This window comes from uncultured Granulicatella sp., from assembly GCF_963516875.1.
Classification (GTDB): domain Bacteria; phylum Bacillota; class Bacilli; order Lactobacillales; family Aerococcaceae; genus Granulicatella.
In genome coordinates this window covers 17,898-31,786 of sequence record NZ_CAUQCL010000011.1, presented here as the reverse complement: position 1 = coordinate 31,786, position 13,889 = coordinate 17,898, and the positions used below count along the sequence as shown (strand labels likewise).

At 32.1% G+C, this 13,889-nt stretch carries 12 protein-coding genes and 1 riboswitch; of the genes, 10 read left to right on the top strand and 2 right to left on the bottom strand.

Features of this window, described 5'->3' with window-relative positions:
- The first annotated feature begins 72 nt into the window (after positions 1-72).
- Both RWM24_RS05575 and RWM24_RS05570 read left to right on the top strand, forming a co-directional pair.
- On the top strand, positions 73-768 hold the full coding sequence (locus RWM24_RS05575) for a response regulator transcription factor (RefSeq protein ID WP_314112355.1): 696 nt from the start codon (positions 73-75) through the stop codon (positions 766-768).
- Complete coding sequence (locus tag RWM24_RS05570) at positions 755-1,939, top strand: HAMP domain-containing sensor histidine kinase (RefSeq protein WP_314112353.1); 1,185 nt, start codon at positions 755-757, stop codon at positions 1,937-1,939. The genes RWM24_RS05575 and RWM24_RS05570 overlap by 14 nt, the downstream gene beginning before the upstream one ends.
- A gap of 170 nt (positions 1,940-2,109) precedes the next feature.
- Here RWM24_RS05570 and RWM24_RS05565 read toward each other — a convergent pair whose 3' ends face one another.
- Positions 2,110-2,754 carry an ABC transporter ATP-binding protein gene (locus tag RWM24_RS05565; protein ID WP_314112351.1) on the bottom strand — a complete coding sequence of 215 codons (645 nt, stop codon included), beginning with the start codon at positions 2,752-2,754 and terminating at the stop codon, positions 2,110-2,112.
- A 9-nt stretch (positions 2,755-2,763) separates the two neighbouring features.
- Complete coding sequence (locus tag RWM24_RS05560; RefSeq protein WP_314112350.1) at positions 2,764-4,980, bottom strand: hypothetical protein; 2,217 nt, start codon at positions 4,978-4,980, stop codon at positions 2,764-2,766.
- Between the two features lie 282 nt (positions 4,981-5,262).
- On the opposite strand from RWM24_RS05560, the gene RWM24_RS05555 reads away from it, so the two are divergent.
- The 8 genes from RWM24_RS05555 to RWM24_RS05520 all read left to right on the top strand — a co-directional run bounded on the left by RWM24_RS05555 (position 5,263) and on the right by RWM24_RS05520 (position 13,882).
- Positions 5,263-6,024: an exodeoxyribonuclease III gene (locus tag RWM24_RS05555; protein WP_314112348.1), complete on the top strand. Its 762-nt coding sequence runs from the start codon at positions 5,263-5,265 to the stop codon at positions 6,022-6,024.
- A 156-nt stretch (positions 6,025-6,180) separates the two neighbouring features.
- The gene (locus tag RWM24_RS05550; RefSeq protein ID WP_314112346.1) at positions 6,181-7,155 is read left to right on the top strand and encodes a Fic family protein; all 975 of its coding nucleotides are present in this window, start codon (positions 6,181-6,183) and stop codon (positions 7,153-7,155) included.
- A 104-nt stretch (positions 7,156-7,259) separates the two neighbouring features.
- The gene (gene uvrA, locus RWM24_RS05545) at positions 7,260-10,079 is read left to right on the top strand and encodes an excinuclease ABC subunit UvrA (protein ID WP_314112344.1); all 2,820 of its coding nucleotides are present in this window, start codon (positions 7,260-7,262) and stop codon (positions 10,077-10,079) included.
- 114 nt (positions 10,080-10,193) lie between these two features.
- Positions 10,194-10,310, top strand: a riboswitch (FMN riboswitch).
- A gap of 164 nt (positions 10,311-10,474) precedes the next feature.
- The gene (locus RWM24_RS05540) at positions 10,475-11,095 is read left to right on the top strand and encodes an ECF transporter S component (RefSeq protein ID WP_314112342.1); all 621 of its coding nucleotides are present in this window, start codon (positions 10,475-10,477) and stop codon (positions 11,093-11,095) included.
- 165 nt (positions 11,096-11,260) lie between these two features.
- On the top strand, positions 11,261-11,536 hold the full coding sequence (locus tag RWM24_RS05535; RefSeq protein ID WP_314112340.1) for a DUF2087 domain-containing protein: 276 nt from the start codon (positions 11,261-11,263) through the stop codon (positions 11,534-11,536).
- 224 nt (positions 11,537-11,760) lie between these two features.
- Positions 11,761-13,230: an SLC13 family permease gene (locus tag RWM24_RS05530; RefSeq protein ID WP_314112339.1), complete on the top strand. Its 1,470-nt coding sequence runs from the start codon at positions 11,761-11,763 to the stop codon at positions 13,228-13,230.
- Positions 13,231-13,244: 14 nt separating this feature from the next.
- Positions 13,245-13,517: a chorismate mutase gene (locus RWM24_RS05525; RefSeq protein ID WP_314112338.1), complete on the top strand. Its 273-nt coding sequence runs from the start codon at positions 13,245-13,247 to the stop codon at positions 13,515-13,517.
- Positions 13,518-13,597: 80 nt separating this feature from the next.
- Positions 13,598-13,882 (top strand): DUF6985 domain-containing protein, encoded by a 285-nt coding sequence (locus tag RWM24_RS05520; protein ID WP_314112336.1) that lies wholly within the window; start codon positions 13,598-13,600, stop codon positions 13,880-13,882.
- The last annotated feature ends 7 nt before the right edge of the window (positions 13,883-13,889 follow it).

The window sequence follows — 13,889 nt, the reverse complement described above, 5'->3', positions numbered from 1 at the left end:
AATGAAATGGTGGAGTTTTTCTTAGAGATTGAGTAGGATAAAGTTGAAAAGAATACGAAAAGAGGGATTTTTATGAAAATTTTAGTCGTAGATGATGATCGTGAGATTGTTGAATTATTATCGATTTATTTAAGAAATGAAAAATTTGATATTGTAAAAGCTTATGATGGAAAACAAGCATTAGAAAAAATTCAAGCTTATTCAGATATCGATATGGTGATTTTAGATATTATGATGCCGCGATTAGATGGGATTTCTGTTGTACATGAAATTCGCAAAACGAATGATACTTTACCAATCTTATTACTAAGTGCCAAATCAACAGATATTGATAAAATTCAAGGATTAACAAATGGGGCAGATGATTATGTAACGAAACCTTTTAACCCATTAGAAGTCATTGCACGTGTAAAATCATTATTACGTAGAACTTCAGCTTTAACAAAAGAAAGTGAAAGTGCTGAAGAAATTACGATTGGTCCATTATTAATTAATAAAGGATCTCATCAAGTAACAACATTAGATGGTTTAGAAATTCAATTAACGGTGTTAGAGTTTGGGATTTTATTCTTACTAGCAAGTCACCCAAATAAAGTATTTAGTGCAGATGAAATTTTTGAAACGGTATGGCAACAAGAAAGTATTGTCTCTACTAAAACCGTAATGGTGCACGTCAGTCATTTACGTGATAAGATTGCTGAAGCAACAGGTGGAGATAAAGTTATTGAAACCGTATGGGGAGTTGGCTATAAAATTGAAAGTAAATAGGAGATTTTTTCAAAAAAAGGCAGCTAGAGAGGAAAAACCTGCTGCCCTATTGAAATTAACAGCCCGGGAAATTAGTGAATTATTTTTAGAAGGTATTATTACACTCTGTATCGTCTTTGTATTATATTTAGGAGCTTTAGTATTGTTGAATCAATTTCTAGATGCGCCTGGATACTTTGTAGACGGCAGTCGTTCGATTCGTCAAGCATGGAATGTAGCTCCTAGTGAAGTCCGCTTGTATAAAAACATTTTTTCTATTAGTTTGATTATTTTTGCGATTGGATTTACTTATTGGCGTTTAATTCGCCGTTATCATCAAATGCAAATGTCTCATGTTTTAGAGGAATTACATTTAATTGCGCAAGGAGACTATGATCGAAGAATTCCTTTCCAATTAGCAGGAGATATGGGAAAAGTCGTGACGAGTATTAACCGTTTAGTAGATTCAACCGTAAGTGCCATGGAAGATGAACGGATGATTGAAAAATCAAAAGATGAATTGATTACAAATGTTTCTCATGATATTCGTACCCCTTTAACGTCTATTATTGGATATTTAGGATTAGTCATTAATGGAAAGCCTAAAACACCTGAAGAAACAAAGCGTTATGCAGAAATTGCGTATCATAAAGCGCAACAAATGAAGGCATTAGTAGATGATTTATTCGAATATACAACAACAAGTCCAAATGGAGCACCATTGCGATTGAATGATATTCCAGTAGCGAATTTCTTAGAACAAGTAGCAGCTGATTTTGAATTAGAAGCACAAAAACGTCAAATGACAATTGAAGTGATTCCTCCAAAAAGAAAAATGGTGCTAGAAATGGATGCTGAAAAAATGGTGCGTGTCATTCATAACTTACTGTCAAATGCAATTAAATATGGTCGTGAAAATACGAAGATTACGATAGAAGTATTGGAACAAAAAGATATTGTAACCATTGCTGTTCGTAATATTGGAGAACCTATCTCCAAAGAAGTGTTGGAGCATTTATTTAGCCGTTTTTATCGTGCAGAAGGCTCTCGTTCGAAAGAAACAGGTGGAACAGGCTTAGGTTTAGCCATTGCCGATAATATTGTTCGAAGTCATGGCGGGAGAATGTTAGCTGAATCCGTTGGAGAAGTGATTAGTTTTTATATTTGCTTGCCGAATGATGCGGATATTTAGAGAGAAATAAATTACAACAAAAAGACATAACTATCTAGTATACTTAAGTCAACGAAATCAAAGTATAGAAATGATAGTTATGTCTAAATACTAAACAAAATAATACTACAAAGAATTTATATTTAAGTATTGAAAGATAAAAAATAATTTTTCATCATAATAATACAATATTAAAAATTAAGACTTATAATTTTATCAGTCTTATTGGCTAAATTCATATCATGAGTAACAATAATGATAGTTTTCCCATATTTATCTCGTAAATTTTTAATTAAGCTAAATACTTTTTCAGACATCATGGGATCAAGAGAACCTGTAGGTTCATCAGCTAAAATTAAGTTTCCTGGTTTTAAAATACATCTAGCAATAGCTACTCTTTGTTGTTCTCCCCCAGATAATGTATTTACAATTTTAGTTTTTAAATCAAATATATCCAACTCATTTAGAACATTATCTATTAGATGGATTTTTTCTTTTTTTGAGATATCTAAAAATTCCATAGCAATTAGTAAATTATCAACAACTTTGATATCATTGATTAAAGCAAACGATTGAAATAAATAATTAATACTGTCTCTTCTCAATTTCATTGCTAAGGAACTGTTGATAGAAGGCAATTTTTTTCCATTTATTTTAATTTCACCACTATCAACTTTTTCGAGCATTCCAATCATATTTAATATTGTACTCTTTCCAGAGCCAGACTTACCTATGATAGATACAATTGATTTTTCAGGAATAGAAATAGTGAAATTATCAATAATTTTTCTGCCATTATAACTTTTAGAAACATTTTTTAATTCTAGTATATTCATATTCCCCTCCTATGATTTTAAAAATAGATTTAGTTTTTTCATTTGATTACTTATCATAATCTTATAAAATATAACAAGTTGTATTAAACCAAGAACTATCATAAATACTATGCCAACTTTACTATGAAAAAGTATAACAGTTACAATGTCTAAGGTTACCACAAAAGTTGTTAACAGTAGCGGGATTTTGTATATGCTAAAATTGCTATATCCCAAGAATTTCTTAACAGATATTTTTTCTTTATACGCATTCTGAAAAATGGTTATGATGCTAACCAATAAAATAATCACGATAAATGTAATAGCAATTAAAGCTCCCAAAAATAATTGTATCGTTAACCATAAATCTTTTTGTATTCCATCAACAAATAAACGAATTGTAGCAAACTCTATATAGTTATCATTTAAATTAAATTTTGATAAGTATTCTTGGCTTAAATACTTCGCTTCAGCTTCCCCTTCAAGTTTAATGTAAGAATTTTCTAAACCAATAGCTATTAAACTTTCTGTCTCTCTATAGATCATATTCTCAGGAGTAATGACTAATATGATTGGATCTTTAATCATAAGTTTATCTACTGATTTCGTACTAAATGAAAATACTTCTTGATTAAATTGATATTTTAAAAATTCAAATTCTTTATTTTCATTAAAACTAGTTTTAATATCATCTGATCTAATATTTTTAGTATCTTTTTCGATGAGCATTTCTTTTAACAGTTTAATTTCATTATCTGATTTATTTTCTGGAATTAAATAAGTTCTAGTCCCTCGCTTAGCATTTTTTATAACTGAATCTTCAATTTTTATACCAATTTTTTTTAAATAATTAGGAGAAGCAGTCAGTGTCCAAAATTCTTCGTTAGGAACAGATTTATAAACTTCGTTTAATTTATACTTTTTTAGCATATCCTTGGAAATAAATGAAGTGTTTATGATATTTACATCATTATCATCTGAAATTTCTTTGTACCAGTTATAAAAATCTCTAAAAAACTCTTTTGATTGCCTATTAAAACTAGCTTGATCATTTCCAACGCTAATATTTTTTAAAATTTTATAGTCAGAAACCTTATTCCAGTTTTTAGAAATTTCTATATTTTTTTGGACTTCTTGGTAGGGGTTATCTATATATACACTTCCTACAATTAAGAAGATATTAAAAATAAAATACACCAATACCGCAATAATCATATATTTTCTTCTTGGTATTCTTTCTCTTACTGCATTTATTGCTGAAATTAAGAAGATAAAAAGGGATGCTATTAATAATAAAATACTAATGATTATAAAATGAAGTATTCCTATCCCAAGCATTAAACTAATAAAAAAAATAGAGTTGAAAGTAATATCCGTTAAAACTAATCCATAGGGTATGAACAAAAAAATAGATAACAGAGCCGTATAAATTAACGGTTGATATAACTTAATAGCAAAATATTTTCTTGACCATCCTAGTAAAATAAGTTTACCTAAATTAGGCAAATACTTTATCGTTATTACAATAAGTAACGATAATAATACTAAATTGCTAATGACAAACATACCAACTATTATTATTTCATTCAATCCATGATCTAGAAAATATCCAGATTTACCATCAAAAAAAACGGAACTATCAACACCACTCACTTTACTGAGTCCTTCTAAAAATTCTATTTTTTTTGAATTATCTAATCCCAGAATTCTGTATTCACCATTAATAGTTTTTGTTTCTCTAATTGTATTTGATAGCTTTTTAAAGACTATATTTTCTCCGAATTTAAAACGTGGAATATTATCAATACTATTTAATGTAGTTTCAGATACACCCAAAGTTGCATTTTCATCTTTTGCAACTAATAATTTCTCTAATTTATTTGGATTAGTAATATTTTGCCCTAAAAAATCAAGTGTTAACTTAGCTTTATTAGATTTTATATCTCCGTCAATACTAAACAAAGCACCATTAACTGCACCATGTGTATTAAGCAAAAAATCTTTCCTAATATAAAACAATCCATTTTGTTCTGCATATTCATTTAAAAATTTATACGTAGAGTCTGCTTTTTCTTCTGGTATCGTTTTTAATTGAATATCTAAAGCGGAAGATGGATACATACTTAATTTATTAAAATATGCTATATCCATGTAAAAAGTTGCCACTAATGAAAATAAAACACCATTTAGTAATATCATAATACAAGTTAAATATTTTAATAAATTATTGTTAAAAATACTTTTCATAGTGCCTCCTAAATTAACTGTTTACAATTCCAATATTCTGTAATCAAGCTACACGCATTATCAACTTAATTTGTGTTGTCTTTAACTATCTCTTTATTTATATTATAGTACATTAACCGCTTACATTCTAGTAGTAACTGGTACTTTGAAAAGATATATTTCTGAGATACCGACCCCAAAAAGTTAGACTAAAAATCTAACCGTTGGAGGTCGGTATCTTTTTGCTAGTCATCATTTTATAAAATTGTTATGATAGAACAAAATGAATGTGGAGGAAGAAGTATGAAATTAACAACATGGAATGTGAATGGGATTCGTTCTGTTTTAAATAAAGGGGCTTTACAAGAATATGTATTAGAAGCTCAACCAGATGTTTTATGTTTACAAGAAACAAAGGCACAACCTGAACAAGTGGATTTAGGAATGGAATTTGCAGGCTATCATGCCTATTGGAATTCAGCAGTGAAAAAAGGATATTCTGGAACAGCTATTTTTACAAAGGAAGAACCGATTTCTGTTCAATATGGATTAGGAATTGAAGAACATGATCAAGAAGGACGTGTCATTACAGCAGAGTATGCAGATTATTATTTAGTGACAGTTTATACGCCAAATGCGAAACGTGATTTAACTCGTTTAAGTTATCGTCAAGTGTGGGAAGATGATTTCTTAGCCTTTATTAAAAAGTTAGAAGAAACAAAACCTGTTATTTTTTGTGGCGATTTAAATGTAGCACATAAGGAAATTGATTTGGCAAATCCAAAAACAAATACAAAAAATGCAGGATTTACAAAAGAAGAGCGTGAAAAATTTGATCAAATTGTAGAGAACGACTTAGTAGATGCGTTCCGTTTTCGTTACCCGGATACAGTAGGAGCTTATACTTGGTGGAGTTATATGGGTGGCGCTCGTGCAAGAAATATTGGATGGAGAATTGACTATTTTGTTGTATCAGAAGTGTTAACTTCTCGCATTCAAGAAGTGAAAATTCGTGCGGATGTAACCGGAAGTGACCACTGTCCAGTGGAGATGGAAATAATCTAAGAGTTTACAAAAAATGTCTGAATTTTGATAGGGAGGGACTATGAAGATTCAGCCTTTTTTGTTGAGTAGGAATCTGCTCATAATCTGCTCACATTCTGCTCAAAATTTGCTCATTTATGATATACTGATACAAATAGAAAGAAGGGAGGCATATTGATGACACCCCATTACCGTATTACAGAGAAAATACTAAATTTGGTACAAGAAATATCTGAAAAATCAACGCAATTATCATTTGAAAAAAGAGAATTGCATTTGCGGAAGGAAAATCGAATTCGTTCTATTCAATCTTCATTAGCAATTGAAAATAATTCTTTAACGTTAGAACAAGTCACCGATATTATTGAAGGGAAGAGAGTATTAGGCCCTCAAAAAGATATTCATGAAGTTCAAAATGCTTATGAAGCTTACGAACAGGTATTTAAAATGGATCCATATGAAATCAATGATTTTTTATTAGCGCATCACTTACTCATGCAGGGTTTAGTCAAACTTCCGGGTAAATTTCGACTGGGCGATGTAGGAATTTATGATTCGAATGGTAGAGTCGTGCATATAGGCGCTAGAGCGCAGTTTGTTGGAGCATTGGTTCAAGACTTGTTTGATTGGGGAAAGAATAGTACGATTTCTCCGATTGTTAAGTCATGTATTATTCATTTTGAATTAGAAATCATTCATCCGTTTGAGGATGGAAATGGAAGAATGGGTCGTTTATGGCAAAGTTTAATTTTAAGTAAGTGGAATTCCTTATTTGAATGGCTACCAATAGAATCTGTTATTTATAATCATCAACAAGGTTACTATGATGCTTTAAGCAAAAGTAATCGAGAAAATGATGCCACGTATTTTATTGAATTTATGTTGCAAGCTATTCTTCAAACATTAGAGTCTTATGGAGAAACTGCTTCTGTAGTGGAAGATTTCGTTATTCATTTAACTGTAAAGGAAAAAGAATATTATCGAGTATTAGAAACTTATTTAAAAGCGCATCAATCTGTTAGTGCCTATCAAGCTCAGGAATTATTAGGAATGAGTGGATCTAGTGTGAGAAGATATTTGAAAAAATATGTAGAAATAGGATTACTAAAGAAAACAGGAACGACAAAAAATCGATTGTACTATCTTGTATAATTGAACAAGAACGTTTGTTCGAAATGTAAAAGAAACTATGCTATACTAAGGTGAACATCTAATGGCAGAGTTTTTAATTATAGATAGAAATAGAGGAAGATGGAATGGCGAAAGATCAGATTATCGTTCGTGGAGCACGCTCCCATAATTTAAAAAATATTGATGTAACGATTCCAAGAGATCAATTAGTGGTAATTACAGGATTATCCGGTTCAGGGAAGAGTTCACTAGCTTTTGATACATTATATGCAGAAGGGCAAAGAAGATATGTAGAGAGTTTATCAGCTTATGCACGACAATTTTTAGGGCAAATGGATAAACCAGATGTTGATAGTATTGATGGATTAAGTCCAGCAATTGCGATTGACCAAAAAACAACTTCTCGTAATCCTCGTTCAACTGTCGGAACAGTGACGGAAATTAATGATTATTTGAGATTACTATATGCACGTGTAGGAAAACCGTATTGTCCAAATGACGGCACTCTAATTGAAAGTCAGTCAATTGAACAAATGGTGAATCGTGTAATGGAATTGCCAGAAAGAACAAAAATTCAAATTTTAGCTCCGATTGTAAAAGGGAAAAAAGGAGAACATAAAAAGGTTTTCGAATCGATTCAAAAAGACGGCTATATTCGTATTCGAGTAGATGGCGAAATGATGGAGACAACGGATGAAATTTCATTAGAAAAAAATAAAAAACATTCCATTGAAATTGTTGTCGACCGTATTATTGTATCAGACAAGAGCCGTTCAAGATTATTCGATTCTTTAGAAGCAGCGCTTCGTTTAGCAGAAGGGTATGCCATTGTCGATGTCATTGGGCAAGAAGAAATATTGTTTAGTGAGCACTATGCTTGTCCTCATTGTGGATTTACGATTGGAGAATTAGAGCCACGTCTATTTTCATTTAATGCACCTTTTGGAGCTTGTCCGGAATGTGATGGATTAGGAATGAAATTAGAAGTGGATATCGATTTAGTCATTCCAGATAAAGAAAAAACATTAAATGAAGGAGCATTAGTGCCTTGGAATCCGATTAGTTCGAACTATTATCCAGAGATGCTACGTCAATTTTGTGAGCAGTTTAAAGTTCCAATGGATTTACCGTTTGAAACATTAACCCAATCTCAGAAAAATCTAGTGTTATATGGTTCTGGAGACGCTACTTTCCATTTCCATTATGAAAATGAGTTTGGTGGTGTTCGAGATGTGGATGTACCTTTTGAAGGAGTCATTGTCAATGTGAAACGCCGTTACCATGAGACAAATAGCGATTATACTAGAGAACAAATGCGTCAATATATGACGGAATTATCGTGTAAAGCTTGTCATGGACATCGTTTAAATGAACAGGCATTGGCAGTCAAAGTGAATCATAAACATATTAGTGAAGTATTGGAATTGTCTGTTGATGAAGAAATTGAATTTTTCAAAGACTTAACCTTATCTCCACAAGATGAACAAATTGCTGCTCCTATTTTAAAAGAAGTGCAATCTCGTTTAACATTCTTGAAAAATGTTGGGTTGCAATATTTAAACCTTAGCCGTGCAGCAGGAACTTTATCAGGGGGAGAAGCGCAACGGATTCGTTTAGCGACTCAAATTGGATCGAATTTATCAGGAGTTTTATATATTTTAGATGAGCCATCGATTGGATTGCATCAAAGAGACAATGATCGATTAATTCAATCATTACAAAATATGCGTGATTTAGGAAATACATTAATTGTAGTCGAACATGATGAAGACACGATGAGAGCAGCAGATTACTTAATTGATATTGGACCAGGAGCAGGTGAATTTGGTGGACAAATTATTGCTGCTGGAACGCCAAAAGAAGTGGAAAAAAATCCAAACTCATTGACGGGTCAATATTTATCAGGGAAAAAATCAATTGCCGTTCCAACTGAACGTAGAACTGAAGATAAAGGATGGATTCACTTAAAAGGAGCCAGTGAAAATAACTTAAAATCTGTTAATGTGGATATTCCTTTAGGAAGATTAGTAGCAGTTACAGGAGTTTCAGGTTCTGGAAAGAGCTCTCTTGTCAATGGAGTATTGAAAAAAGCTCTAGCAAGAGAAATTTCAAAATCAAAAGAAAAACCTGGAGCTTTTAAATCAATTGAAGGATATGAAGGCTTAGATAAAATTATTGATATCGATCAAAGTCCAATTGGTCGTACCCCAAGAAGTAATCCAGCAACTTACACGAGTGTATTTGATGATATTCGTGACTTATTTGCTACGACAAATGAAGCAAAATTACGTGGTTATAAAAAAGGACGTTTTAGTTTCAATGTTAAAGGTGGACGATGCGAAGCGTGTAAGGGAGATGGTATTTTAAAAATTGAAATGCATTTCCTACCAGATGTATATGTTCCGTGCGAAATTTGTCATGGTAGTCGTTATAATTCAGAAACATTGGAAGTCAAATATAAAGGAAAAAGCATTGCTGAAGTTCTAGAAATGACGGTAGATGATGCGGTGGAATTTTTCCAAGCGGTGCCAAAAATTAAGCGAAAATTGCAAACCATTAAAGATGTTGGTTTAGGATATGTGACTTTAGGGCAATCTGCTACAACTTTATCGGGTGGAGAAGCGCAACGAATGAAGTTAGCGAGTGAACTGCAACGAGTGTCTACGGGAAATACTTTTTATGTATTAGATGAACCAACGACAGGGCTTCATACAGATGATATTGCTCGATTATTAGAAGTATTGAATCGTTTAGTAGAATCCGGAAATACAGTTTTAGTGATTGAACATAATTTAGATGTCATTAAAACGGCTGACTACATTATTGATATGGGACCAGAAGGGGGAAGTGGCGGAGGACTAGTTGTCGCTACTGGAACGCCTGAAGAAGTGGCTCAAGTAGAAGGAAGCTTTACAGGTCAATATTTGAAGAAAGTGTTGAAATAATGAAATGTCTTAAAGCTTTTAGGAGCTGTTGATAATAAAAATTAGACTTTTTTTGAGAACTCAAGCAGAAGTATTGTCATGCAAAAAAAAGTGTGGTACTCTTTGTTTATAAAATAACATTTTCGGGGCAAGGTGTAATTCCTTACCGGCGGTATAGTCCGCGAGCCGAATAGGCATGATCTGGTGCAATTCCAGAACCGATAGTGATAGTCTAGATGAGAGAAAATGGTTATATTTCACGTTCGAAGATACCAATTCATTTGATATATAAGAATGCAGCGATGAAATGTAGACCATTTTGTTGCTGCATTTTTTTGTGCAGTTATACAAATAAAATGGAACAAAAGCGTGAAAAACCATCCGATCCTTCAACCCGGTTAAGGAGGAGATGTACGATGAGTACAAATGCAAAAACAGTGTCACGTTATGCGACAAAACAATTAATTTTAGTAGGACTATTCGGTGCGTTAAGTACGATTCTAATGTTATTAGAATTCAGTCTGCCATTTATTCCACCATTTGTTAAAATGGATTTTTCTGAATTACCTGTTATTTTAGGAGGTTATTTATTAGGACCATTATATGGTGCATATATAGCGATTGTAAAAGTTGCATTAAACTTTGTTTTAAATGGAACAACAACATTTGGGATTGGCGAAACAGTTAACTTAATTGGAAGTTTAAGTTTCATGTTACCAGCGGTATTTTATTATAAATACAATCGTACATTCAAAGGGGCGATTACAAGTTTAGTGATCGGTACAGCTACTGCAACAGTAGTATTGTTAACAGCAAATTATTTTGTCATTTTCCCATTATATGCAACAGCGATGCATTTCCCGATTGAAAAAATTGTTGCACTTGCAGCTACTACAAATCCATTTGTAACAAATTTATGGACATTAATGCTTTTCGCTTTATTACCATTTAATGTATTAAAATTTGGTTTAAGCAGTGTACTATCGTTAATGCTTTATAAAAAAGTTGAAAAAGTATTAAAATTAGAAAAACAATAACATCAAAATAAAAACTTGTTAGAAATAACTGCCATTTCTAACAAGTTTTTTTATGGATAAAATCGTCAGGGTTATAGAGCGAGGAAGTTTCTTATAAAGATTTGCCTTTTTTCTGTATGTAGTATAAACTAACCAAAAATGAATAAGAATTAGAGGCGTTATTGTATGAAAGAGGAAAATATTTCTAGATTTATGAAGAATGGAAAAATTATGGTTCTTCCTAAAAAGCAGAAAAATAAAATAGAAATCTTTGAATTTATTTATGCGCATTTAAAGAGTCATTCAGAGACGTATACTGAAAAAGAATTGAATGAGAAAATTAAGGAACTGTATGATGATTTTGCTACAATGCGTCGTTATTTAGTGGATTATAAATTTATCATTAGAGATAATTATGGTCAACATTATCAACTAAATCCAGAGGTTGAAGTAGAAAAATAAATTCAAGAATAGGAAACGATAGAGAAAGAAAATCTATCGTTTTTTTGATGCATTAAAGATAGCTCGTGAATTGCCATAAACTGAAAGCCATTTCGACTATAGTCGATAAAAGCATCTGAAAGACATTTGATTTCGATTATAGTCGAAATGTTAGCTTTACTAGTATTTTGGAGAAAAATACGGTAGGATGGATAGCGGAATAAATGAAAGTTGAGGAGTAGAATATGAAAAAAGAAACGCGAAGTTTGGTTCAAACGGTCGCAATAGTGTTAAGTATCCTTTTTATCGTTCTTGCGATGATTAATTCGCATTTTGATTGGCAATTATTAGCGATACCTGGAAGTGCATTTGCCTTATTATCGATTTTTATGAGTTGCTTATTATTGTGGTTATTTGTAGGAATCGATTGGCCAAGTATTTTATGTTTAGTCTTATTAGGACTCGGGTGGCTTCCAAAAGTAACGTATAGTCAAGTATTTTCTCTTTCTTTTGGGAACAGTACATTTGTTTTCTTATTATTTACGTTTATAGTGACGTATGCTTTAGAACAGACTCCTGCTTTGAAACGTTTAGTGGGTTGGTTTTTAAAAACGAATTTTGCAAAGAAAAGTCCGAGTCATTTTTTAGGAGCCTTTCTAGGAGCTGTGTTAGTCATTAGTTGTTTTATTTCACCGACAATTTTATTTATGATTGTCTTTCCAATTTATGAAGAGATGATGGAAGTATTTGGATTAGAAAAAGGGAGTCGACAAGCGTCCTTTATTTTAATTACATTATTTTCTACCATTGCGATTGGAACGGCGATGACGCCGATTAATCATGTCTTTGCGATTACGGCAATGGGATTGTATCATACAGCAACTGGTGTAAGTATTTCAAATGTACAATATATGGGAATTGCGATGCCGGCAGGGCTTTGTATTTTTGTTGGAATGTTGGCAAGTTTACACCGCTTATGGAAATTAGATTTATCAGAAGTAACGTTCCAAAGTCTAGAATCATTGGAAAATTTACCAAAAGTGACAAAAAAAGAAAAATGGATTGTTTCTATTTTTTCAATTGTGATTGCTTTATGGATTATTCCGGAATGGTTAGGAATAGTTTCGCCTAGTGTGGCAGCTTTCTTAAAATCTGCGGGGATGGCATTCCCACCAATGATTGGAGCAGTATTATTAGCTTGTATCCGTGAAGATGGAAAACCGTTAATGTCGATTCAAGAAGCTTTAACTCGTGGCGTTTACTGGCCAAGTTTATTATTAGTAGGGGCAACTTTGAGTTTAGGAACTTTATTAACAAAACCAGAATTAGGGGTATTACCATTAATTGAAAGTGGGTTAACTCCTTTATTCCATCAATGGAGTGCGATGATGATTGTTATTGTCTTTGTCATTTGGGCGGGGCTTCAAACGAATTTTTCATCGAATTTAGTAACCGTTTCGGTTGTGACGACTGTGTTAACAACGATTGCTGCTAGTACAGATTTAGGAATTCATACAGCGGTTGTTGCTTGTTTAATTGGTTTTATGGCAAGTTTAGCCTATATGACCCCACCAGCAATGCCTTATGTGGCTATTTCTGTTGGTAGTGGATGGACGAGTTCAAAAGATGCCTTTTTATATGGCGGATGGTTATTAGTGTTAAGTATTGTAAGTGCAGTAGCGATTGGGTATCCATTAGGGACTCTATGGATGTAAGAAAGGAGAAAATCATGTTAGAAGAACAACGTCAGAAAATTGATTCTATTGATCGCCAAATTGTTGCGTTATTTGAAGAACGAACAAATGTAGTAGAAGAAGTAGCGAAAATTAAGTTAGAAAATGATATTCCGATTTTAGATAGTGGTCGTGAGGAACAAGTAATTTTGAAAGTTCAATCGTATTTAAAAGACGAGTCTTTAAAAGATGAGTTGGCTGAACTTTATACTGAATTAATGCGTATTTCTCGCAAACATCAAAAAAAATGGATTGAAAAACAAGGATAATTGAGATAGGAATGCTCCAATCACTTTAAAGAAAGTGGGAGAAAAAAAGTATTAGGTTTATAGAAAGATTGGAGATAATAATGGAAATAAATCATAAGACTTTTGGTAAAATAAAATTTAATTACGATTGGACAAAAGATATTTCTCTAGATATTTTCAATAAGCACCACGTTTTGGAAATTAACATTGATGCGGATGAAGATACTGAGTTTGAAATTAATCAGGAAAAAGCGTATATATTTTTCAATAATCACTTAGACGAAATAGTAAAAGAGGCAAATTCTGCAATTATATCCTATTACAATCATGAAATATCAGATATTGTTTCAAGCTACACGAATCATAATGAAAAAAATATTATTTAGATATAAA

What these genes read in the sequence shown, in the direction of transcription:
- RWM24_RS05575 (WP_314112355.1), top strand. Translation starts at nt 73, where the DNA reads ATGAAAATTTTAGTCGTAGATGATGATCGTGAGATTGTTGAATTATTA.
- RWM24_RS05565 (WP_314112351.1), bottom strand. Translation starts at nt 2,754, where the DNA reads ATGAATATACTAGAATTAAAAAATGTTTCTAAAAGTTATAATGGCAGA.
- RWM24_RS05560 (WP_314112350.1), bottom strand. Translation starts at nt 4,980, where the DNA reads ATGAAAAGTATTTTTAACAATAATTTATTAAAATATTTAACTTGTATT.
- RWM24_RS05555 (WP_314112348.1), top strand. Translation starts at nt 5,263, where the DNA reads ATGAAATTAACAACATGGAATGTGAATGGGATTCGTTCTGTTTTAAAT.
- RWM24_RS05550 (WP_314112346.1), top strand. Translation starts at nt 6,181, where the DNA reads ATGACACCCCATTACCGTATTACAGAGAAAATACTAAATTTGGTACAA.
- uvrA (WP_314112344.1), top strand. Translation starts at nt 7,260, where the DNA reads ATGGCGAAAGATCAGATTATCGTTCGTGGAGCACGCTCCCATAATTTA.
- RWM24_RS05540 (WP_314112342.1), top strand. Translation starts at nt 10,475, where the DNA reads ATGAGTACAAATGCAAAAACAGTGTCACGTTATGCGACAAAACAATTA.
- RWM24_RS05535 (WP_314112340.1), top strand. Translation starts at nt 11,261, where the DNA reads ATGAAAGAGGAAAATATTTCTAGATTTATGAAGAATGGAAAAATTATG.
- RWM24_RS05530 (WP_314112339.1), top strand. Translation starts at nt 11,761, where the DNA reads ATGAAAAAAGAAACGCGAAGTTTGGTTCAAACGGTCGCAATAGTGTTA.
- RWM24_RS05525 (WP_314112338.1), top strand. Translation starts at nt 13,245, where the DNA reads ATGTTAGAAGAACAACGTCAGAAAATTGATTCTATTGATCGCCAAATT.
- RWM24_RS05520 (WP_314112336.1), top strand. Translation starts at nt 13,598, where the DNA reads ATGGAAATAAATCATAAGACTTTTGGTAAAATAAAATTTAATTACGAT.